Origin of the sequence: Pararhizobium arenae (genome assembly GCF_001931685.1) — a bacterium.
In the GTDB taxonomy this organism is placed as follows: domain Bacteria; phylum Pseudomonadota; class Alphaproteobacteria; order Rhizobiales; family Rhizobiaceae; genus Pararhizobium; species Pararhizobium arenae.
Genome location: NZ_MOOY01000003.1, coordinates 33,563 through 49,758 on the forward strand (window position 1 = coordinate 33,563; position 16,196 = coordinate 49,758).

The 16,196-nt window shown below is 61.3% G+C and carries 18 protein-coding genes; 13 read left to right on the plus strand and 5 right to left on the minus strand.

Annotation, left to right across the window (positions count from 1 at the left end; genetic code table 11):
* Window positions 1–2 precede the first annotated feature (2 nt).
* The 4 genes from BLX89_RS24160 to BLX89_RS06700 are packed head-to-tail and all read left to right on the plus strand — an operon-like array spanning window position 3 to window position 1,846.
* Entirely contained in the window at window positions 3–467 is a 465-nt protein-coding gene (locus BLX89_RS24160; RefSeq protein WP_143523536.1) for a hypothetical protein, read from the plus strand.
* On the plus strand, window positions 460–1,395 hold the full coding sequence (gene dapA / locus BLX89_RS06695; RefSeq protein ID WP_075289906.1) for a 4-hydroxy-tetrahydrodipicolinate synthase: 936 nt from the start codon (window positions 460–462) through the stop codon (window positions 1,393–1,395). Before BLX89_RS24160 ends, dapA begins: the two co-directional genes overlap by 8 nt.
* Window positions 1,396–1,402: 7 nt before the next feature.
* The gene (locus tag BLX89_RS24610) at window positions 1,403–1,576 is read left to right on the plus strand and encodes a hypothetical protein (protein WP_158025939.1); all 174 of its coding nucleotides are present in this window, start codon (window positions 1,403–1,405) and stop codon (window positions 1,574–1,576) included.
* A 24-nt stretch (window positions 1,577–1,600) separates the two neighbouring features.
* Window positions 1,601–1,846: a hypothetical protein gene (locus tag BLX89_RS06700; RefSeq protein ID WP_075289907.1), complete on the plus strand. Its 246-nt coding sequence runs from the start codon at window positions 1,601–1,603 to the stop codon at window positions 1,844–1,846.
* Window positions 1,847–1,850: 4 nt separating this feature from the next.
* On the opposite strand, the gene BLX89_RS06705 is transcribed toward BLX89_RS06700, so the two are convergent.
* Window positions 1,851–3,272: a DHA2 family efflux MFS transporter permease subunit gene (locus tag BLX89_RS06705; RefSeq protein ID WP_075289908.1), complete on the minus strand. Its 1,422-nt coding sequence runs from the start codon at window positions 3,270–3,272 to the stop codon at window positions 1,851–1,853.
* Window positions 3,273–3,560: 288 nt separating this feature from the next.
* Here BLX89_RS06705 and BLX89_RS06710 point away from each other — a divergent pair, with 288 nt between their 5' ends.
* Window positions 3,561–4,544 carry an MBL fold metallo-hydrolase gene (locus tag BLX89_RS06710; protein ID WP_075290375.1) on the plus strand — a complete coding sequence of 328 codons (984 nt, stop codon included), beginning with the start codon at window positions 3,561–3,563 and terminating at the stop codon, window positions 4,542–4,544.
* 60 nt (window positions 4,545–4,604) lie between these two features.
* Here BLX89_RS06710 and BLX89_RS06715 read toward each other — a convergent pair whose 3' ends face one another.
* A complete protein-coding gene (locus BLX89_RS06715; RefSeq protein ID WP_075289909.1) occupies window positions 4,605–4,913 on the minus strand; it encodes an ATPase inhibitor subunit zeta in 309 nt (102 codons plus the stop codon).
* A gap of 296 nt (window positions 4,914–5,209) precedes the next feature.
* Here BLX89_RS06715 and guaB point away from each other — a divergent pair, with 296 nt between their 5' ends.
* The 5 genes from guaB to BLX89_RS06740 all read left to right on the plus strand — a co-directional run bounded on the left by guaB (window position 5,210) and on the right by BLX89_RS06740 (window position 10,514).
* On the plus strand, window positions 5,210–6,709 hold the full coding sequence (gene guaB, locus BLX89_RS06720; protein WP_075289910.1) for an IMP dehydrogenase: 1,500 nt from the start codon (window positions 5,210–5,212) through the stop codon (window positions 6,707–6,709).
* A 167-nt stretch (window positions 6,710–6,876) separates the two neighbouring features.
* On the plus strand, window positions 6,877–7,296 hold the full coding sequence (locus tag BLX89_RS06725; protein WP_075290376.1) for an MAPEG family protein: 420 nt from the start codon (window positions 6,877–6,879) through the stop codon (window positions 7,294–7,296).
* A 228-nt stretch (window positions 7,297–7,524) separates the two neighbouring features.
* On the plus strand, window positions 7,525–8,640 hold the full coding sequence (locus BLX89_RS06730; protein WP_425348596.1) for a patatin-like phospholipase family protein: 1,116 nt from the start codon (window positions 7,525–7,527) through the stop codon (window positions 8,638–8,640).
* 51 nt (window positions 8,641–8,691) lie between these two features.
* Window positions 8,692–9,474 (plus strand): 3-hydroxybutyrate dehydrogenase, encoded by a 783-nt coding sequence (locus BLX89_RS06735; RefSeq protein WP_075289911.1) that lies wholly within the window; start codon window positions 8,692–8,694, stop codon window positions 9,472–9,474.
* Between the two features lie 164 nt (window positions 9,475–9,638).
* Window positions 9,639–10,514 carry a dienelactone hydrolase family protein gene (locus BLX89_RS06740; RefSeq protein WP_075289912.1) on the plus strand — a complete coding sequence of 292 codons (876 nt, stop codon included), beginning with the start codon at window positions 9,639–9,641 and terminating at the stop codon, window positions 10,512–10,514.
* 68 nt (window positions 10,515–10,582) lie between these two features.
* Here the strand turns inward: BLX89_RS06740 and glcF are convergent, their stop codons facing one another.
* Genes glcF through BLX89_RS06755 form a run of 3 tightly spaced genes read right to left on the minus strand, consistent with a single transcriptional unit; the run spans window position 10,583 to window position 14,575 of the window.
* Window positions 10,583–11,890: a glycolate oxidase subunit GlcF gene (gene glcF, locus BLX89_RS06745; RefSeq protein ID WP_075289913.1), complete on the minus strand. Its 1,308-nt coding sequence runs from the start codon at window positions 11,888–11,890 to the stop codon at window positions 10,583–10,585.
* A gap of 49 nt (window positions 11,891–11,939) precedes the next feature.
* Entirely contained in the window at window positions 11,940–13,139 is a 1,200-nt protein-coding gene (locus BLX89_RS06750) for an FAD-binding protein (protein ID WP_075289914.1), read from the minus strand.
* Window positions 13,136–14,575: an FAD-binding oxidoreductase gene (locus BLX89_RS06755; protein ID WP_075289915.1), complete on the minus strand. Its 1,440-nt coding sequence runs from the start codon at window positions 14,573–14,575 to the stop codon at window positions 13,136–13,138. The genes BLX89_RS06750 and BLX89_RS06755 overlap by 4 nt, the downstream gene beginning before the upstream one ends.
* 106 nt (window positions 14,576–14,681) lie before the next feature.
* Between BLX89_RS06755 and BLX89_RS06760 the strand changes: the two genes are divergently transcribed.
* Genes BLX89_RS06760 through BLX89_RS06770 form a run of 3 tightly spaced genes read left to right on the plus strand, consistent with a single transcriptional unit; the run spans window position 14,682 to window position 16,195 of the window.
* Window positions 14,682–15,578 carry a LysR family transcriptional regulator gene (locus BLX89_RS06760; RefSeq protein ID WP_075289916.1) on the plus strand — a complete coding sequence of 299 codons (897 nt, stop codon included), beginning with the start codon at window positions 14,682–14,684 and terminating at the stop codon, window positions 15,576–15,578.
* Between the two features lie 31 nt (window positions 15,579–15,609).
* A complete protein-coding gene (locus tag BLX89_RS06765; RefSeq protein WP_075289917.1) occupies window positions 15,610–15,876 on the plus strand; it encodes a type II toxin-antitoxin system HicA family toxin in 267 nt (88 codons plus the stop codon).
* Window positions 15,860–16,195: a type II toxin-antitoxin system HicB family antitoxin gene (locus BLX89_RS06770; RefSeq protein ID WP_075289918.1), complete on the plus strand. Its 336-nt coding sequence runs from the start codon at window positions 15,860–15,862 to the stop codon at window positions 16,193–16,195. The genes BLX89_RS06765 and BLX89_RS06770 overlap by 17 nt, the downstream gene beginning before the upstream one ends.
* Window position 16,196: the final 1 nt, after the last annotated feature.

Here is a 16,196-nt window from a genome sequence, read left to right on the forward strand (position 1 = left end):
CCATGCTGTCGATATCGTCGGCGCAGTCTCCAAGAGAGGCGCGCGCTGTTTCTTCCGAGCTTGAACACATGACACCGCCGGAGGCGCTGGCGAGCCTGATGGCCCGCGTACAGGCCGGCAGAGTGCATGAACACCACATCTGGGAGGCCGTCCGCATCCTGTCGCAGGCCGGCCAGCTGTCGGATGACTTCAGGTATTCGCCGGAGTTCCGCGCCCTTATGGAGCGAAATGCCCTCCGCGACGCCCTGCTTTTGGTCGTGCAGAGCACGCGGCCAGCCCGGCGGATCGAATTTCTTCATCCGTCCGATAGCGATTGGACCTGCATTGTGAAGTTCGTCGATTTCCCCAGCGCGTCGTTCAAGGCGACGCAACGGGATGCGGTCGCCGCAATCCTTGCCGCCCTGCTTTTCAGTGTCCGCCAGCACATGGTCTTATCCGGAAACACGGAGGGTGAAGCCGATGTCTGAGAGTTTGCGAGCATCGCTCCCCGGCAATGTCATCTGCGACCTGGTGACGCCGTTCAATGGACTGGCGCTGGACGAAGTTTCCTTCGTCCGCCTTATCGAGTGGCAGATTGCAAGCGGCGTCGGCGGTCTTCTGGTCGCCGGCACGGCCGGCGAGGCCTGGGCCTTGACGGACCGCGAGCGCGCAACGCTTCTGCGCCTTGCCGTTGCGGCGACGCGCGGGCAGGTTCCGGTCATCGCCGGCACGGGAACGAATTCGACCGAAACGACCATCACCCGAACGGCCGAGGCCAAATCGCTCGGTGCGCAGGCGGCCTATGTCGTGACGCCCTATTACAGCAAACCGTCGCAGGAAGGGCTGTTCCGTCATTTCGAGGCGATTGCCCAAAGTGTCGATATGCCGATCCTCGTCGGGCTTTCGCCGTCCCATTGTGCCGTCGATCTCGCGCCGCGCACGCTGGAGCGGCTTGCCGGACTTGCAGCGATCAGGGGCATCGTTGATGCGACCGGCGATATCACCCGGCTCATGACGATGCCGGCGGCGCTGCGCCAGCGCTTCGAGCTTTATTCCGGCCATGACCTGACGGCGCTGCCCTTCAATCTCGCGGCCGGTGTCGGCACCGTTTCTGCCGCCGCAAATGTCGTGCCGCGCCTTGTGGTGACGCTGCATCACGCGGCCTCAACAGCCAATCTCGCCTCGGCGCAGATGTTGCAGGAAAGGCTCATCCCGCTGTTCCATGCGCTGGAGCGGGAAAGCGCGGTTGCTGCCCTTAAATACGGGCTCTGCCTGCTACGCGGCATGAACGACGATGTCCGCCTGCCAATCACGCCTATCGTGGCGGAGACCGCCGCCGCGATCCGCATGGCGCTTGCGCCGGTGCTCTGCCCGTCGCCGGCTGCTCCCCGTCAACCCCAGCATTACCAGAAGTGAGAAGACAATGCCTGACATGGCCGATGAACCGCGAATTCACGCCGTGAAACTCAACCCCGTCACACAAGCAACTAAGCCGTTCGACGGCTTCCGCTACACGATGATACGGCTCGGCGGCGTGCTCGTCTTCGCCGGCGGCCTGCATGTCATGGCCGGCTGGCTTGCCCGTCAGACGTTTTAATCAAAATCAAAAGGCAGCAGAATTATGGGTAGTCAATTTCCGCTCAAATCGGCGACGCCGCGCTTCACCGTCGGCCGCGATCATCATGGCTGGTGGGTTGTCGAAGACAAGCTTGATCGCGTCGGCGGGCTGTTTGCCTCCGAGGCCGCAGCCCTGCATTTTGCGCAGGAGGAAAGCAACCGCGATCCCTCCGCCGTCTGCCGTGCGCCGATGGGCAAGTTCATCGAGTTCAAGCGGATAGCGCCGCCGCGTCAGGCGACACGTCGGTAGGGCATCACTTGCCGCTGCCCATGCTCTCTGCCCCGATTCCTTCCTTGCGCGGCATCCGGTGACCGGACACGGAGGCGCCAGCCGATTTCGACATGCGGATGAAGGGAATGATGGACGTGAGCGTGATCGCCGAAATCACCATGAAGGCTAACTGGAAGTCCTGCAATTCAAGGGCCGAACCGCTAAACGTCGATTCGATTTCCAGGATGCCGCCAGCAATCGCGACCCCCATGGCAAGGCTCATCTGCTGAAGCACCGCGCTCATCGAGGTGGCTTTGCTGGCGTCCCGATCCGGGATGTCGGCAAAGGAAAGCGCGTTGACGCTGGTGAAGAAGAAGGAGCGCACGAAGCCAGCCAGCAGAAGCACGCCGATCATGACGAGTGCCGGTGTGGCGGGCGTGAAGAGGCCGTTGATGAAGGTGAAAATCGTGCCGCAGATGCCTGCAACGATCAACGTCGTGCGAAAACCGGTGACCGTCAGCACCCGCTTGGCGATGAACTTCGTGGTGATCGCGCCGATGGCGCCGGAGAAGGTGATCAGGCCGGACTGAAAGGGCGTCAGCCCGAAACCGACTTGCAGCATCAACGGCAGGAGGAAGGGCGTTGCGCCGATCGAGATGCGAAACAGAGTGCCGCCGATCGCCGCTGCGCGAAAGGCGCTGTCGTGGAAAAGCTTGAGATCGAGAAGCGGGGCCGGGTGCGAGCGCGCATGACGCACATAAAGAAAACCCGCGACAACGCCAATCACGACGGACATTGCGCCGACCACCGGCGGAAGCGCCGGCAGGCTCATCACGGAGAGGCCAAACATCGTGCCGGCGGCGGCGATGGCGCTGAGGATGAAGCCGGTGACATCGATGGGCGGCGGTTGATCGCTGCGCACCTCCGGCAGGTAAATTCCCGACAGGATGAAACCGACGATGCCGACCGGCACGTTGATGAGAAAAATCCAGTGCCAGGAAAAATAGGTGGTGATGAAACCGCCAAGCGGCGGACCGGCAAGCGGCCCGACCAGCGCCGGAATGGTCAGAAGCGCCATGGCGTTGACAAGCTGGCTCCGCGGCGTGCTGCGCACCAGAACCAGGCGGGCGACCGGCGTCATCATGGCGCCGCCCATGCCCTGCAGGAAACGGGAAACGACGAAAGCGAAGATGCTGTCGGCCACCGCGCAGAAGATCGAGCCTATGACGAAGACCACGATGGCCGCCCGGAAAATGCGTTTTGCACCGAACCGGTCCGCCATCCAGCCGCTCAACGGAATAAAGATTGCCAGCGAAACCATATAGGCGGTCAGCGCCAGCTTGAGCGTAATCGGCCCGACCCCCAGATCGTGCGCGATTGCCGGCAGCGATGTCGAGATAACGGTGGAATCCATCTGCTCCATGAAAAGAGCAACGGCAAGGATCAGCGGGACGATACGATTCATGCGGGGCGGGCCTGGGCAAATGCGGATGTCGATGCGGGAAGATAGGCTTCTTGCGGCGGAAAAGACGGATGCGCAGTCACTTTGCCATCACTTCCCTGTGAGCCCCCGCACAGCGTACCGTTGTGGCGCTATGTTTCCCGTTGCCTATAGAGCATGTCGCAAAACTGTGCAGCGGTTTTGCGAGAGAGAACGTGAAAAACCGAAAGCCGAAGCGTCGGGCGAGAACCTCCGTCGGTATCGGTTGAAACGGGAAGTTGAGACAACGGCGAAACCTTGGAGGCACTTTCGATGACATCTTTTTCATCAGACCGTCGCGGACTATTCAAGATCACGGCTGGCGGCGCGCTCGCCGCTCCTTTCATCATGACCGGTGCCGCGCAGGCGCAGGACCAAGCCACGGAAACCGCCATGCCACCCGCCAGGACCAACAGCTTCAATATCGGTGCCTTCAAGGTCACCGTCATCAGCGACGGCACGCGACTTTCTGAAAATCCGCATGAGACCTTCGGCACCAATCAGCCGCAGCAGGCCGTTGCGGACTTGCTGCAGGCGAACTTCCTGCCGACCGAAAAATTCGTCAACGGCTTTTCGCCGACGCTTGTCGATACCGGCTCGGATGTGGTGCTTTTCGATACCGGCATGGGCGAGGCGGGCCGTGAGGCCGGCGCCGGGCGTCTGCTGGATGGGCTGAAGCAGGCCGGCTATTCGCCGGAGCAGGTCAGCGTGGTCGTGCTCACCCATATGCATGGCGATCATATCGGCGGCGTGATGGAAGGCGGCGCGCCGGCCTTCAAGAATGCCCGTTATGTTGCCGGCCAGGTCGAATATGATTTCTGGAAGGATCCTGCGCGTGTCGGCACGCCGGCGGAAGGCGGCCACAAGGGCGTCGTTTCGAAAGTCGTACCGCTGGCTGAAAAGATGACCTTCATCAAGGAAGGCAGCGAAGTTGTCCCCGGTATCGTCGGGGTCGAAGCCTTCGGGCACTCGCCGGGCCACATGATCTTCCGGATCGAATCCGACGGCAAGCAGCTGTTGCTGACCGCCGATACGGCCAACCATTTCGTTCTGTCGCTGCAGAAGCCTGACTGGGAGGTGCGCTTCGACATGGACAAGGCGCAAGCGGCGGCAACGCGCAAGAAGGTCTTCGACATGGTATCGACCGATCGTCTTCCCTTCGTCGGATACCATATGCCGTATCCATCCGTCGGCTTTGTCGAGAAGGCGGGTGAGGGATATCGTTTCGTGCCCGCGACCTATCAGTTCGACATCTGACGTTCGAAAATGCGAAAAGGCCCATGCGTGATGGGCCTTTTTGCCTGAAGTCGGCGGACTTTAGTAGCCGCGCATGTCCTTGGCGACGTCCTTCAACAGGGCGATCATGCGGTTTTGCAGTTCGTCGTCGGAACAGTTGACGCCGGCCGTCTTGAAGTCGGAGCGGACGCGATCATAGGCGCCGCCCGGTGTGGTGACATCGGCAACCGCCAGCTCGCGGGCATACTGCTCGCCATCGGTCCGGCGCATTGTATTGGCAGCCCAGATGCCCAGCATCGCGTTGCGGCGTGCCGTGGCCTTGAACATGAATTCCTGCTGATAGGCAAATTCGTTTTCGAGCGCTTGCGCTCTCTTCTTCAATGCAGACATTGCTAATCCCCGTTTACTTTGCGTTGTTTCTTGACGTGACCTTGTTTTGCCCCGGTCACGGAAAGTCTTTTACAGGATAAGCTTTAAAAGACCGGCAGCGGATACACCTAAGAATTGATGAAAACGCACGCGATGCGGGAATGCGGCCTTGACGCCGGTTTTTGCTATTCCTTTCTTGTCAAACTCGTGTTACGAGCCCTCGCCAACTTCCAAGAATTTCTTGCAAGCGATCAAGGTGGACCACTCCCAATGTTCCCCCTTGGATAGCCCGTTTTTACCCTGAAGGAACTTGGCCCATGGCGCGCATCATCGAAACGGCAACCGGTCTCGAAGCTTTGACCTTCGACGACGTCCTGTTGCAACCCGGACATTCCGAAGTCATGCCGGGGCAGACGAACATCGCCACCCGCATCGCCCAGGATATCGATCTCAACCTGCCGATCCTCTCGTCCGCGATGGACACAGTCACCGAAGGCCGCCTCGCGATCGCCATGGCGCAGGCCGGCGGCATCGGCGTCATTCACCGCAACCTGACGCCGGCCGAGCAGGCCGAGCAGGTCCGGCAGGTGAAGAAGTTCGAAAGCGGCATGGTCGTCAACCCGGTCACCATCGGCCCGGATGCGACGCTTGCCGATGCGCTGAACCTGATGAAAATCTACAGCATCTCCGGCATTCCGGTTGTCGAGAACGTAGGCCCGACCGGCAAGCCCGGCCGCCTCGTCGGCATCCTGACGAACCGCGACGTGCGCTTCGCCTCCGATCCGAACCAGAAGATCTACGAACTGATGACCCGTGAGAACCTGATCACGGTCAAGGAAAACGTCAACCAGCAGGAAGCCAAGCGGCTTCTGCACGCGCACCGCATCGAAAAGCTGCTGGTGGTCGATGGCGACGGCCGTTGCGTCGGCCTCATCACCGTCAAGGATATCGAGAAGTCGCAGCTTAACCCGAACGCGTCCAAGGATGCCCAGGGGCGCCTGCGCGCCGCCGCCGCCATCAGCGTCGGTGACGATGGTATCGAGCGTGCCGAGCGCCTTATCGATGCCGGCGTTGACCTCATCGTCGTCGATACGGCGCATGGCCATTCGCAGCGCGTTCTCGATGCCGTCACCAAGGTCAAGACCATGTCGAACTCCGTTCGCATCATGGCCGGCAACGTCGCGACTGCCGACGGGACCAGGGCGCTGATCGACGCCGGTGCCGATGCCGTCAAGGTCGGTATCGGCCCGGGCTCGATCTGCACCACCCGTATCGTGGCCGGCGTCGGCGTGCCGCAGCTCGCGGCCATCATGTCGGCTGTCGAAGCGGCTCAGGACTCGGGCATTCCTGTCATCGCCGATGGCGGCATCAAGTTCTCGGGCGATCTCGCCAAAGCCATCGCCGCCGGTGCCTCGGCCGTCATGATCGGCTCGCTGCTTGCCGGCACGGATGAAAGCCCGGGCGAGGTGTTCTTGTATCAGGGCCGCTCCTTCAAGGCCTATCGCGGCATGGGCTCCGTCGGCGCAATGGCCCGCGGCTCGGCAGACCGTTACTTCCAGGCGGAAGTGCGCGACACGCTGAAACTCGTTCCGGAAGGCATCGAAGGTCAGGTTCCCTACAAGGGGCCGGTCTCGGGCGTGCTGCACCAGCTCGCAGGCGGCCTCAAGGCCTCCATGGGTTATGTCGGCGGCAAGGACATCAAGGAGTATCAGGAGCGCGCGACGTTCGTGCGCATCTCCGGCGCGGGCCTGCGCGAAAGCCATGCGCACGACGTCACTATCACCCGTGAAAGCCCGAACTATCCGGGCGCCGTATAAGCGGGTTTCATATCGGCTAAATGGCGAACGGCGGGCTTGTCCCGCCGTTTTGCTGCCAGGATCAATCACGTCCTGCCAGCTTGGCGGTGCTGCAAAAGTTCTTCCCCATCCTGTGCTTTCCGGCGAAACGTTCTACGTATGAAACGATCGATTCCATGGGAGCCCGCATGAACGCCAATACCGCTATTTTCTGGCCGATGATCGCGCAGACGGCGCTGATCTTCGCAATCTACTTGCTGATGTCCCTTCGCAGGGTTGGCGCTGTCAAGGCTGGTCTCGTCAAGGCCCACGACTTTAAAATTCCGTGGATCGAGCCCGATCCGAGCGCCACGGTGGCACGAAGCCTCATCAACCAGTTCGAACTGCCGATGTTGTTCTACATCGTCTGCATTCTCTTCAACATCACGTCCGGGGCTACCTATCTCGCGCTCGCCATCGCATGGCTCTTCGTGATAAGCCGCTATGTGCATGCCTATGTGCATGTCACGTCCAATCGGCTGATGCTGCGCCGGCGTCTCTTCCTGTTCGGATTTTTCTGCGTGGTCGCGCTGTGGGTGCTGTTTGCCGTTCACATCGCATTTCCGTGATCCGGCGGGTCTTTGTTTGCGCGCTGCACAAAGCTGGATTATGGTGCCTTCATCCGGCCTGCCGGGTCTGAACGGATTGCCTGATAAAATATTGATTATCATGATCTTGGCTCTGATCTCCTTCATGCCTCCCACTGTCATCTTTCCATGATTTAATCTTTGCGATGGGAACCGCGATGCTGCTCGTTTGGTTGATTGATGCAATGCAGCATTCAAGAGGTGGCGTTTATGAGGGATGAGAAGATCGTGCTGGTGTTTCAGGGCGGCGGCGCGCTCGGGGCTTACCAGGCAGGGGCCTATGAGGCGCTGCATGAGGCCGGCATCCGGCCGGAATGGCTGGCCGGCATCTCCATCGGTGCGATAAACTCGGCGATCATCGCCGGTAGCCCGATCGACCAGCGCGTCGAAAACCTACGCCGGTTCTGGCACAAGGTCTCGTCGGGGCTGTCGGGGGTGTTTTACGGCAATGGCGATATCATGCGGCGATGGTTCAACGAAGCCTCGGCCTTGATGGGCTCGTTCACCGGCGTTCCAGGCTTCTTCACCCCGCGTCTGATGGAGCCTTGGGCGATGATCGGAGACCCGATGGCCGCGATCAGCGTTTATGATACAGCGCCGCTCTGCGAGACGCTGGGCGAACTCGTCGACTTCGACCTCATCAACAAGGGTGATGTCCGCGTGAGCCTCGGGGCCGTCGATGTCGAGAGCGGCAATTTCCGCTACTTCGACAACACCGTGGGCAATCTCGATTTCGCCCATGTGGCCGCCTCCGGGGCGCTTCCGCCCGGCTTTGCGCCGATCGAGATCGATGGCCGGCATTACTGGGATGGCGGCATCGTTTCCAACACGCCGTTGCAAAAGGTGCTGGGGCAGCAGCTAGAGAGTGATCTCTGCATCTTCCAGGTGGATCTCTTCAGCGCCACCGGCCCGATGCCGAAGACCATGTTCGATGTCGAATCGCGGCAGAAGGAAATCCGCTATTCCAGCCGCACGCGCATGAACACCGATCTCTTCCGGCGCATGCAGCGGGTTCGCATGGCGGCCAAGCGCCTGATGGCAAAGTTGCCGCCGGAATTCGCAGATGATCCCGATGCGCGGCTTCTGGAGGAAATTGGCAATGATGCCGCAGTCACGATCGTTCACCTGATCTACCGTCAGGCGGCCTATGAGAGCCATTCGAAGGACTATGAGTTTTCACGCCTCTCGGTCGAAGAACATTGGCGGGCCGGTTATGACGATGTTGTCGAGACCCTGTCTTCGCCGGAATGGAAGAACCGCAAGCGGCCGAAACACGGCATCGAGATTTTCGACCTTGCCGAGAAGCGGCTGAAACCCTCAAACTGAGACAAGGACCGGCCGCTTGAAACCGCGGTCGCCTAAAAAGGGAGCGACATCATGAAATTGAAGGAAAAGATTTGCATCGTCACCGGCTCCGCCAGCGGCATCGGCCAAGCGATTGCCAAGCGCTATGTCAGCGAAGGTGCAAAGGTCGTGATCGCCGATCTGAAACTCGATGCGGCGGAAAAAACAGCAGCCGAGTTGACAGCCGCCGGTCCCGGCGAAGCCATCGGCATCGAGATGGACGTGACCAGCGAAGAAGCGGTCAACAGCGGCGTTGCCGCCGTCATTTCGAAGTGGGGCAGGGTGGATGTGCTGGTCTCCAATGCCGGCATCCAGATCGTCCACAAGATCGAGGACTTTCCCTTCGCCGATTGGAAGAAGATGCTCTCGATCCATCTCGACGGTGCCTTCCTCACCACCAAGGCCTGCGTGCCGCATATGAAGACGCAAGGCGGCGGTGCGATCATCTACATGGGCTCCGTGCATTCGCATGAGGCTTCGCCGCTGAAATCGGCCTATGTCACCGCCAAGCATGGCCTGCTCGGCCTTGCCCGCGTAGTCGCCAAGGAAGGCGGGCCTCATGGCATCCGCTCGAACGTCATCTGCCCCGGTTTCGTGCGCACGCCATTGGTGGAAAAGCAGATACCGGAACAGGCCAAGGCACTTGGCATTTCCGAGGAGGACGTCGTCAAGAAGATGATGCTTTCCTGCACGGTCGATACGGAGTTCACCACCGTTGAGGATGTCGCCGAAGTCGCCTTGCTGTTTGCCGGTTTCGAGACCAATGCGCTGACCGGCCAGTCGCTGGTCGTCAGCCACGGCTGGTATATGCAGTAGGGGAGATGGCTGCTCACGGGCGCATCACGCAATTTTGTGATGCGGACGGGTTTTCCGTTCCACCCGCCTCTGGTCCTCTCATGCGCATGGACTAATCTTTCGGCCACTGGCGGCGTAAAGTCCGCCGGGAAGTGAGGGCCATGAGGGCCAGAGGAGGATGTGGTATGGATAAACCGGTCATTACCCAGGCGATGATCAACGCCTACGACGAATATACTCACCTGTCGCTGGATCGCCGGCGGTTCATGGAAAAGCTCACGGGCCTTGCCGGCTCCGCGGCCGCTGCCGCCGCAATTGCGCCGATGCTGGCCGCCAGTAGTGCCAAGGCGCAGATCGTCGCGGACAACGACGAGCGTATCAAGGGCGAGGATATCACCTATCCTGGCGCAGCCGGCGAGATGAAGGGCTATCTGGTGCAGCCCGTTAACGCCGCTGGCAAGCTGCCGGCCGTGATCGTCATCCACGAGAACCGTGGCCTCAATCCGCACATTCGCGATGTGACACGGCGCATGGCTCTGGAAGGTTCCATCGCGCTCGCGCCGGATTTCCTGTCGCCCGCCGGGGGTACGCCGACCGACGAAGACAAGGCCCGCGAAATGATCGGCACGCTCGACCCCGCTGCAACCGTTCAGAACGGCGGCGCAACCATTACCTATCTGCAAGGCAACGCTCTGACCAATGGCAAGGTCGGGGCGATCGGCTTCTGCTGGGGTGGTGGCCTCGTCAACCGGATGGCGGTCAATCTGCCGGACCTGAAGGCCGGCGTCGCCTATTACGGCTCCCAGCCACCGGCGGAAGATGTGCCGAAGATCAAGGCCGCGCTGATGCTGCACTATGGCGGTCTCGACGAGCGCATCAATGCCGGCATCGATGCTTACCAGAAGGCGCTGACCGACAATGGCAAGGAGTTCCAGCTCTTCGTCTATGACGGCGTCAATCACGCATTCAACAACGATACCTCGTCTGCCCGCTATGACAAGGCGGCCGCCGATCTTGCCTGGGGGCGAACGGTCGAGTTCCTGAAGACGAAACTGAGTTGATGCTCTCGATTATCGTCTGCAACATCGGCAGGAGCGCGCAAGGCGCTCCTGCCGATTGATCGCCGCGTTCAGTCCCGGGTTTCGAGCAATGCGGGTTTTGGTCCGCCGTAAGCCCAGTCGAGCAGTTCCACTGTGTGCAGGATCGGCATTGCCGTTCCCGTTGCAATCTGGGTGATGCAGCCGATGTTGCCGGTGGCGATGATATCGGCTTTGGTCGCCTCGATGTTTCTGATCTTGCGAGCCTTGAGCGTCGTCGAAATCTCCGGCTGTAGGATGTTGTAGGTGCCGGCAGAGCCGCAGCAGAGATGTCCTTCGCCGGGATCGCGCACGGTGAAACCCGCGTTGCTCAGCAAAACCTTCGGCGCCATCGTGATTTTCTGGCCGTGCTGCATGGAGCAGGCGGAATGATAGGCGACGGTCAGCGCCCGTTTCTCCAGCACAGGCAGTTCGAGGCCTGAAAGGTATTCCGTGATATCCCTGGCCAGCGCCGAAACCTCTGCCGCCTTTTCGGCATAGTCAGGGTCAAGCCGCAGCATATGGCCATAGTCCTTGATCGTCGTGCCGCAGCCGGAAGCGGTGATGATGACGGCATCGAGGCCACCGTCTACCTTCACCTTGAGCCAGGCATCGACCATGCGGCGGGCGGCTTCCAGCGCCTGTTCCTCGCGCCCCATGTGATGCACGAGCGCGCCACAGCAACCCGCGTTTTCCGGCACGACAACTTCGACGCCGAGCCGGGCCAGCAGCCGCAGCGTCGCCTCGTTGATCTCTGGTCGCAGGACCGGCTGGGCGCAGCCGGAAAGGATTGCCACGCGGCCGCGCTTCAGACCATCGACGCGGTGGGTACCCGGCGTGTCCGCGATGGAAGCGGGCGCGACCTTCGACGGCGCCAGATCGAGCATCGTGCCAAACGGTTTCAGCGGACCGATACGCTTCAGGAGCCCGGCAAAGGGTCGGCCGAGGCCGGCGGCCTTCAGTGCCAGCCGGAAGCGGCCCGGATAGGGCAGAACCGCCGCCAGCACGGCGCGCACCAGACGGTCGCCGAGCGGACGTTCATACGTCTTTTCGATATGAACGCGGGCGTGATCCACAAGGTGCATGTAGTTCACGCCGGAGGGACAGGTGGTCATGCAGGAAAGGCAGGACAGACAGCGGTCGATATGGGTCACGACCTCCTCATCCGCCGGACGATCGTTTTCCAGCATGTCCTTGATGAGATAAATGCGACCGCGCGGACTATCGAGCTCGTTTCCCAGCGTCACATAGGTCGGGCAGGTGGCGGTGCAGAAGCCGCAATGCACGCATTTGCGCAGGATCTGCTCCGACGTCGCAATCTGGGGATCGGCGAGCTGGGCGGGCGCGAAGGATGTTTGCATCAGGCGACCGCCTTACACGTTTCGGAGATGGCAGGAAATTCTTGCATCATCACCCCATCAGCCCCGGATTGAAGATACCCTTCGGATCAAACTTCTCCCGCAACCGTGCCGACAAAACGGAGACCGCCGGAGTTTCGGGTTCGAAGGCGGGCGTCACGGCGCGGACTGCGCTTGAGGCGCGCATCAGTCGCGCGTGCCCGCCACCCAGCGCCTTGATGAAGCGACGCACGAGGTCTGCTTCCGGATCAGCCTCCATGCGCAGCCAGACGCGCCCGCCCTGCCAGTCGTAAAAGGCATCGACACCGGTTTCGAGACGAAGCGCTGCGACCAGTTGATGGCCGACGGTCGGGGCGACGGACACGCACCAGAGCGCGCGTTCGGTTCCGTCGGCATACGGTTTCACATCGCGAACCTCGCGCCACAGCGCACGGCTGTCCTGATCCTCCAGAACCGTTACGGGGCCCGCGACTGCGCAGGCGGACGTCAGCTTTTCCGCACGCGCCGAGACGGTGGCGGGCAGGCCTTCAAGCCGAAAAATCGTTGCCGGGCCATCCGGCAATCGCCCGCTGATGAAGCGTCCGCGCACGCTTTCCGGCAGATGCGCGGCACTTGAAACCTCGGATGGCATCGACATCACCCGCGCCATGGCACCCGCCGCCTCGGCATCGTTGAGGCTCGAAAGCACGATCGTTGCCGATGCCGGCGGCAGCGGCAGGACCTTGAACGTCACCTCCGTCATGAGGCCGAGCGTCCCGTGCGCACCGGCCAGCAGCTTGACGAGATCGAGACCTGTCACGTTTTTCATGACCCGGCCGCCCGATTTGATCACGATGCCCTCGCCATTGACGAAGCGGAGGCCGAGCAGGTGATCGCGCGCGGCACCGGCCGAAAGCCGCCTTGGGCCGGAGCTGTTGGTGGCGAAAACGCCGCCGATCGTCGGCTCGCCGGTAGCGCCCGAAAGACCGCGCGGGTCCATCGGCTCGAAGGCCAGCATCTGACGATGCTCGGCAAGCTTCACCTCGATCTCGGACGCCGGCGTACCGGCAAGCGCGCTCATCGTCATTTCGGCGGGGTTGTAGCTGACGATGCCCGAGAGCTTGCGGGTGGACAGGACCGCATCGGCCTCTATGGCCGCGCAGATGCCGCGCGTACCGCCACCCTGTATCCTGAGCCGGGCCGAACGCTGCGCAGCCGCGCGCACGATGGCGGCTGCGTCGTCTTCCGTCTGCGGTTCGAAATCGATGTTCATGCGGTCGGGCGCCCCTCAAGCGGGAAGACCTTGGACGGGTTCATGATCCATTGCGGATCGAAGGCGGCACGGGCGGCCATCTGCTGGTTGAGGTCGGCCTGCGTGAACTGGTGCAGCATCAGGTCCCGCTTCTCGATGCCGACGCCATGCTCGCCGGTCAGGCAGCCGCCGGCATCGACGCAGAGTTTCAGGATATCGTTGCCCGCCGCTTCCGCGCGGGCGGCGTCTTCCGGATCGTTGATATTGTAAAGGATGAGCGGATGCATGTTGCCGTCGCCGGCATGAAAGACGTTGGCGACGCGCAGGCCGTAACGCGCCGCGATCTCGCCGGTCTTGCGCAACACCTCCGAAAGTTTCGAAAGCGGCACCGTGCCGTCCATGCAGATATAGTCGGCGATCCGGCCGGTGGCGCCAAAGGCGGATTTGCGGCCTTTCCAGATCAGCGCCGCCTCGGTCGCGGACTGGCTTTCGCGGATGGTGGTCACGCCATGACGCCGGGCGATGTCGATGATGCTGGCCAGCGTCGCATCCATTTCCGCTTCGGAGCCTTCGACCTCGACGATCAGCAGTGCCTCGACATCCATCGGATAACCCGCCTTGGCAAAAGCCTCGCAGATGCCGATCGCCGGCTTGTCCATGAACTCGATGGCAACCGGAATGATGCCCGAGCCGATGACTTCAGCGACACAGGCTCCCGCCTCTTCAGACGAGGAAAAGCCGAAGAGTACCGGCCGCGCTCCTTCCGGCCGCGCCAGAAGCCGTACCGTTGCCTCGGTGACGATGCCGAGTTGACCTTCAGAGCCGCAGACGAGACCAAGCAGGTCGTAACCCGCCGCATCCAGCGCCTTGCCGCCAAGCTCGATGATCGTGCCGTCGAACAGCACCATTTTCACGCCCAGCAGATTGTTGGTCGTGACCCCGTATTTGAGGCAGTGCGCCCCGCCCGAGTTCATGCCGATATTGCCGCCGATGGTGCAGGCGAGCTGCGAGCTTGGGTCCGGCGCGTAAAAGAAGCCTTCGGGCATCACGGCTTCGGAGATGCTGATATTGGTGACGCCCGCCTCCACGGTCGCGGTGCGATTGGGAAAGTCGATGTCGAGAATGCGCGTCATCTTGGAAAGGCCGATGACAACGGCATCTTCCTGCGGGATCGCGCCGCCGGAAAGCGATGTGCCCGCGCCCCGCGGCACGACGGGAATGCCGTAGCGGCTGCAGTATTTCAGAACCGCCGCCACCTGTGCCGTCGTTTCGGGCAGGGCGACAGCCAGCGGCACACGACGATAGGCGATAAAGGCATCCGTCTCGAACGGCACGAGGCCCCTGACATCGCTCACGAGACAGCCCGGCGGCAGCAGATCGGCGAGATCGGCGACAATCGTTTCGCGGCGATCGAGCACGGATCGCTTGGGCTCCAGGAATGCGATCTGTTCAGACACGCCGTGATCTTTCGCTTTCGAATTGGTCTAGTTTCTTTACCACTATCGAACCTGCTCGACAAATGCTATTGCATCTTTTCCATTCCCGAAACAATCAAGTCCATTCATGACAAATCTGGGCGATCTCGAAATCTTCACCCGCGTTGTGGCAACCGGCAGCATGTCCGCGGCGGGCCGTGCGCTCGGGTTTTCTCCGGCGGTTACTTCCAAACGCATCAAGCGGCTGGAAGATCGGCTGGGCACGCGGCTTTTCCAGCGCACCACCCGGCAGATTTCCCTCACTGAAGCCGGGCAAGGCTTTCACGATCGCATTCTAGGGGTCTTGGCGGGCATCGAGGAAGCCGAAGCCTTCGCGGCCGGCCGCTCGCAACTGGCGCAGGGGCGGCTGCGCATCACGGCGCCCACATCCTTTGGCCGGCTGCACATCGCGCCGCATCTGCCGCGCTTCATGGAGGCGCATCCGGCCCTGGTAATCGATATCGTCCTGACCGACGAGTTCACCGATATCGTTGCGGATGGTTTCGATCTCGCGATCCGTATCGGCGAACTGGTGGATACCAGCCTCGTCGCCCGCCGGCTGGCGCCTGTCCGGCGCATTCTCTGCGCCGCACCGGACTATATCGCCCGGCATGGACATCCCGAAACCATCGCCGATCTCGTGCACCACATCTGCCTGCCAGCCCATAACAATGAAAGTTGGCGGCTGGAAGGTGCGGAAGGCCAGATCGTTTACCGCGCCGAGGGGCCGCTGGTCACCAACTCGTCCGAAATCATCCGCGAAGCCGTCATCGCCGGCGCCGGTATCGCCCTGCGCTCGACCTGGGATATCGGGCCGGAGCTCAGAAGCGGAAAGCTGATCCAGGTTCTTCCCCAATGGGAGGGCTCGAAACATCTTGCCGTGTCGGCCCTTTACCCCAGCCGTCAGTTTCTGCCTGCCAAGGTGCGCGTGTTTATCGATTTCCTGGCCGATCTTTATGGTCCGGTGCCCTATTGGGAAAGTTGAAATTAGTACCAATATACGGTACTAGTAGCCCATGCAACGGAAGCATGTCGCGACACTTCGGCAGATATTCAGTCGTCCTGTGAGCGGCACCATCCGCTGGTCGGACATAGAGGCGCTTTTTCTGGCGCTTGGTGCCGAAATCAGCGAACGCGAAGGATCGCGCATCGGCGTTTTTCTGTTTGGCGAAGTCAGGGTCTTCCATCGGCCACATCCGTCGCCGGAAACCGACAAGGGTGCAGTTGCCAGTATTCGCAAATGGCTTGAAAGCAATGGGATCACACATGAAAAACACGATTGAAATCGATGGTCACCGGGCGGTCGTGTCGCTTGATCCGGAGATCGGCCTGTTCAGGGGGGAGTTTCTCGGCCTCAACGGTGGTGCCGATTTCTATGCGGACAGCATCGATAACCTGCGGAAGGAAGGCGCGATCTCGCTGAAAGTCTTTCTTGATATGTGCGCGGAAAAGAACGTTCCCGCCTTCAGGAACTTTTCCGGCCGCTTTAACGTCCGGCTTTCGCCGCAAACACATGAAGCCGCGGCCATTGCCGCGAAAGCGGCCGACAAGAGCCTTAACGAATGGGTTTCCGACGTCATCGAAGAAGCGGCAAGCCGCTGAT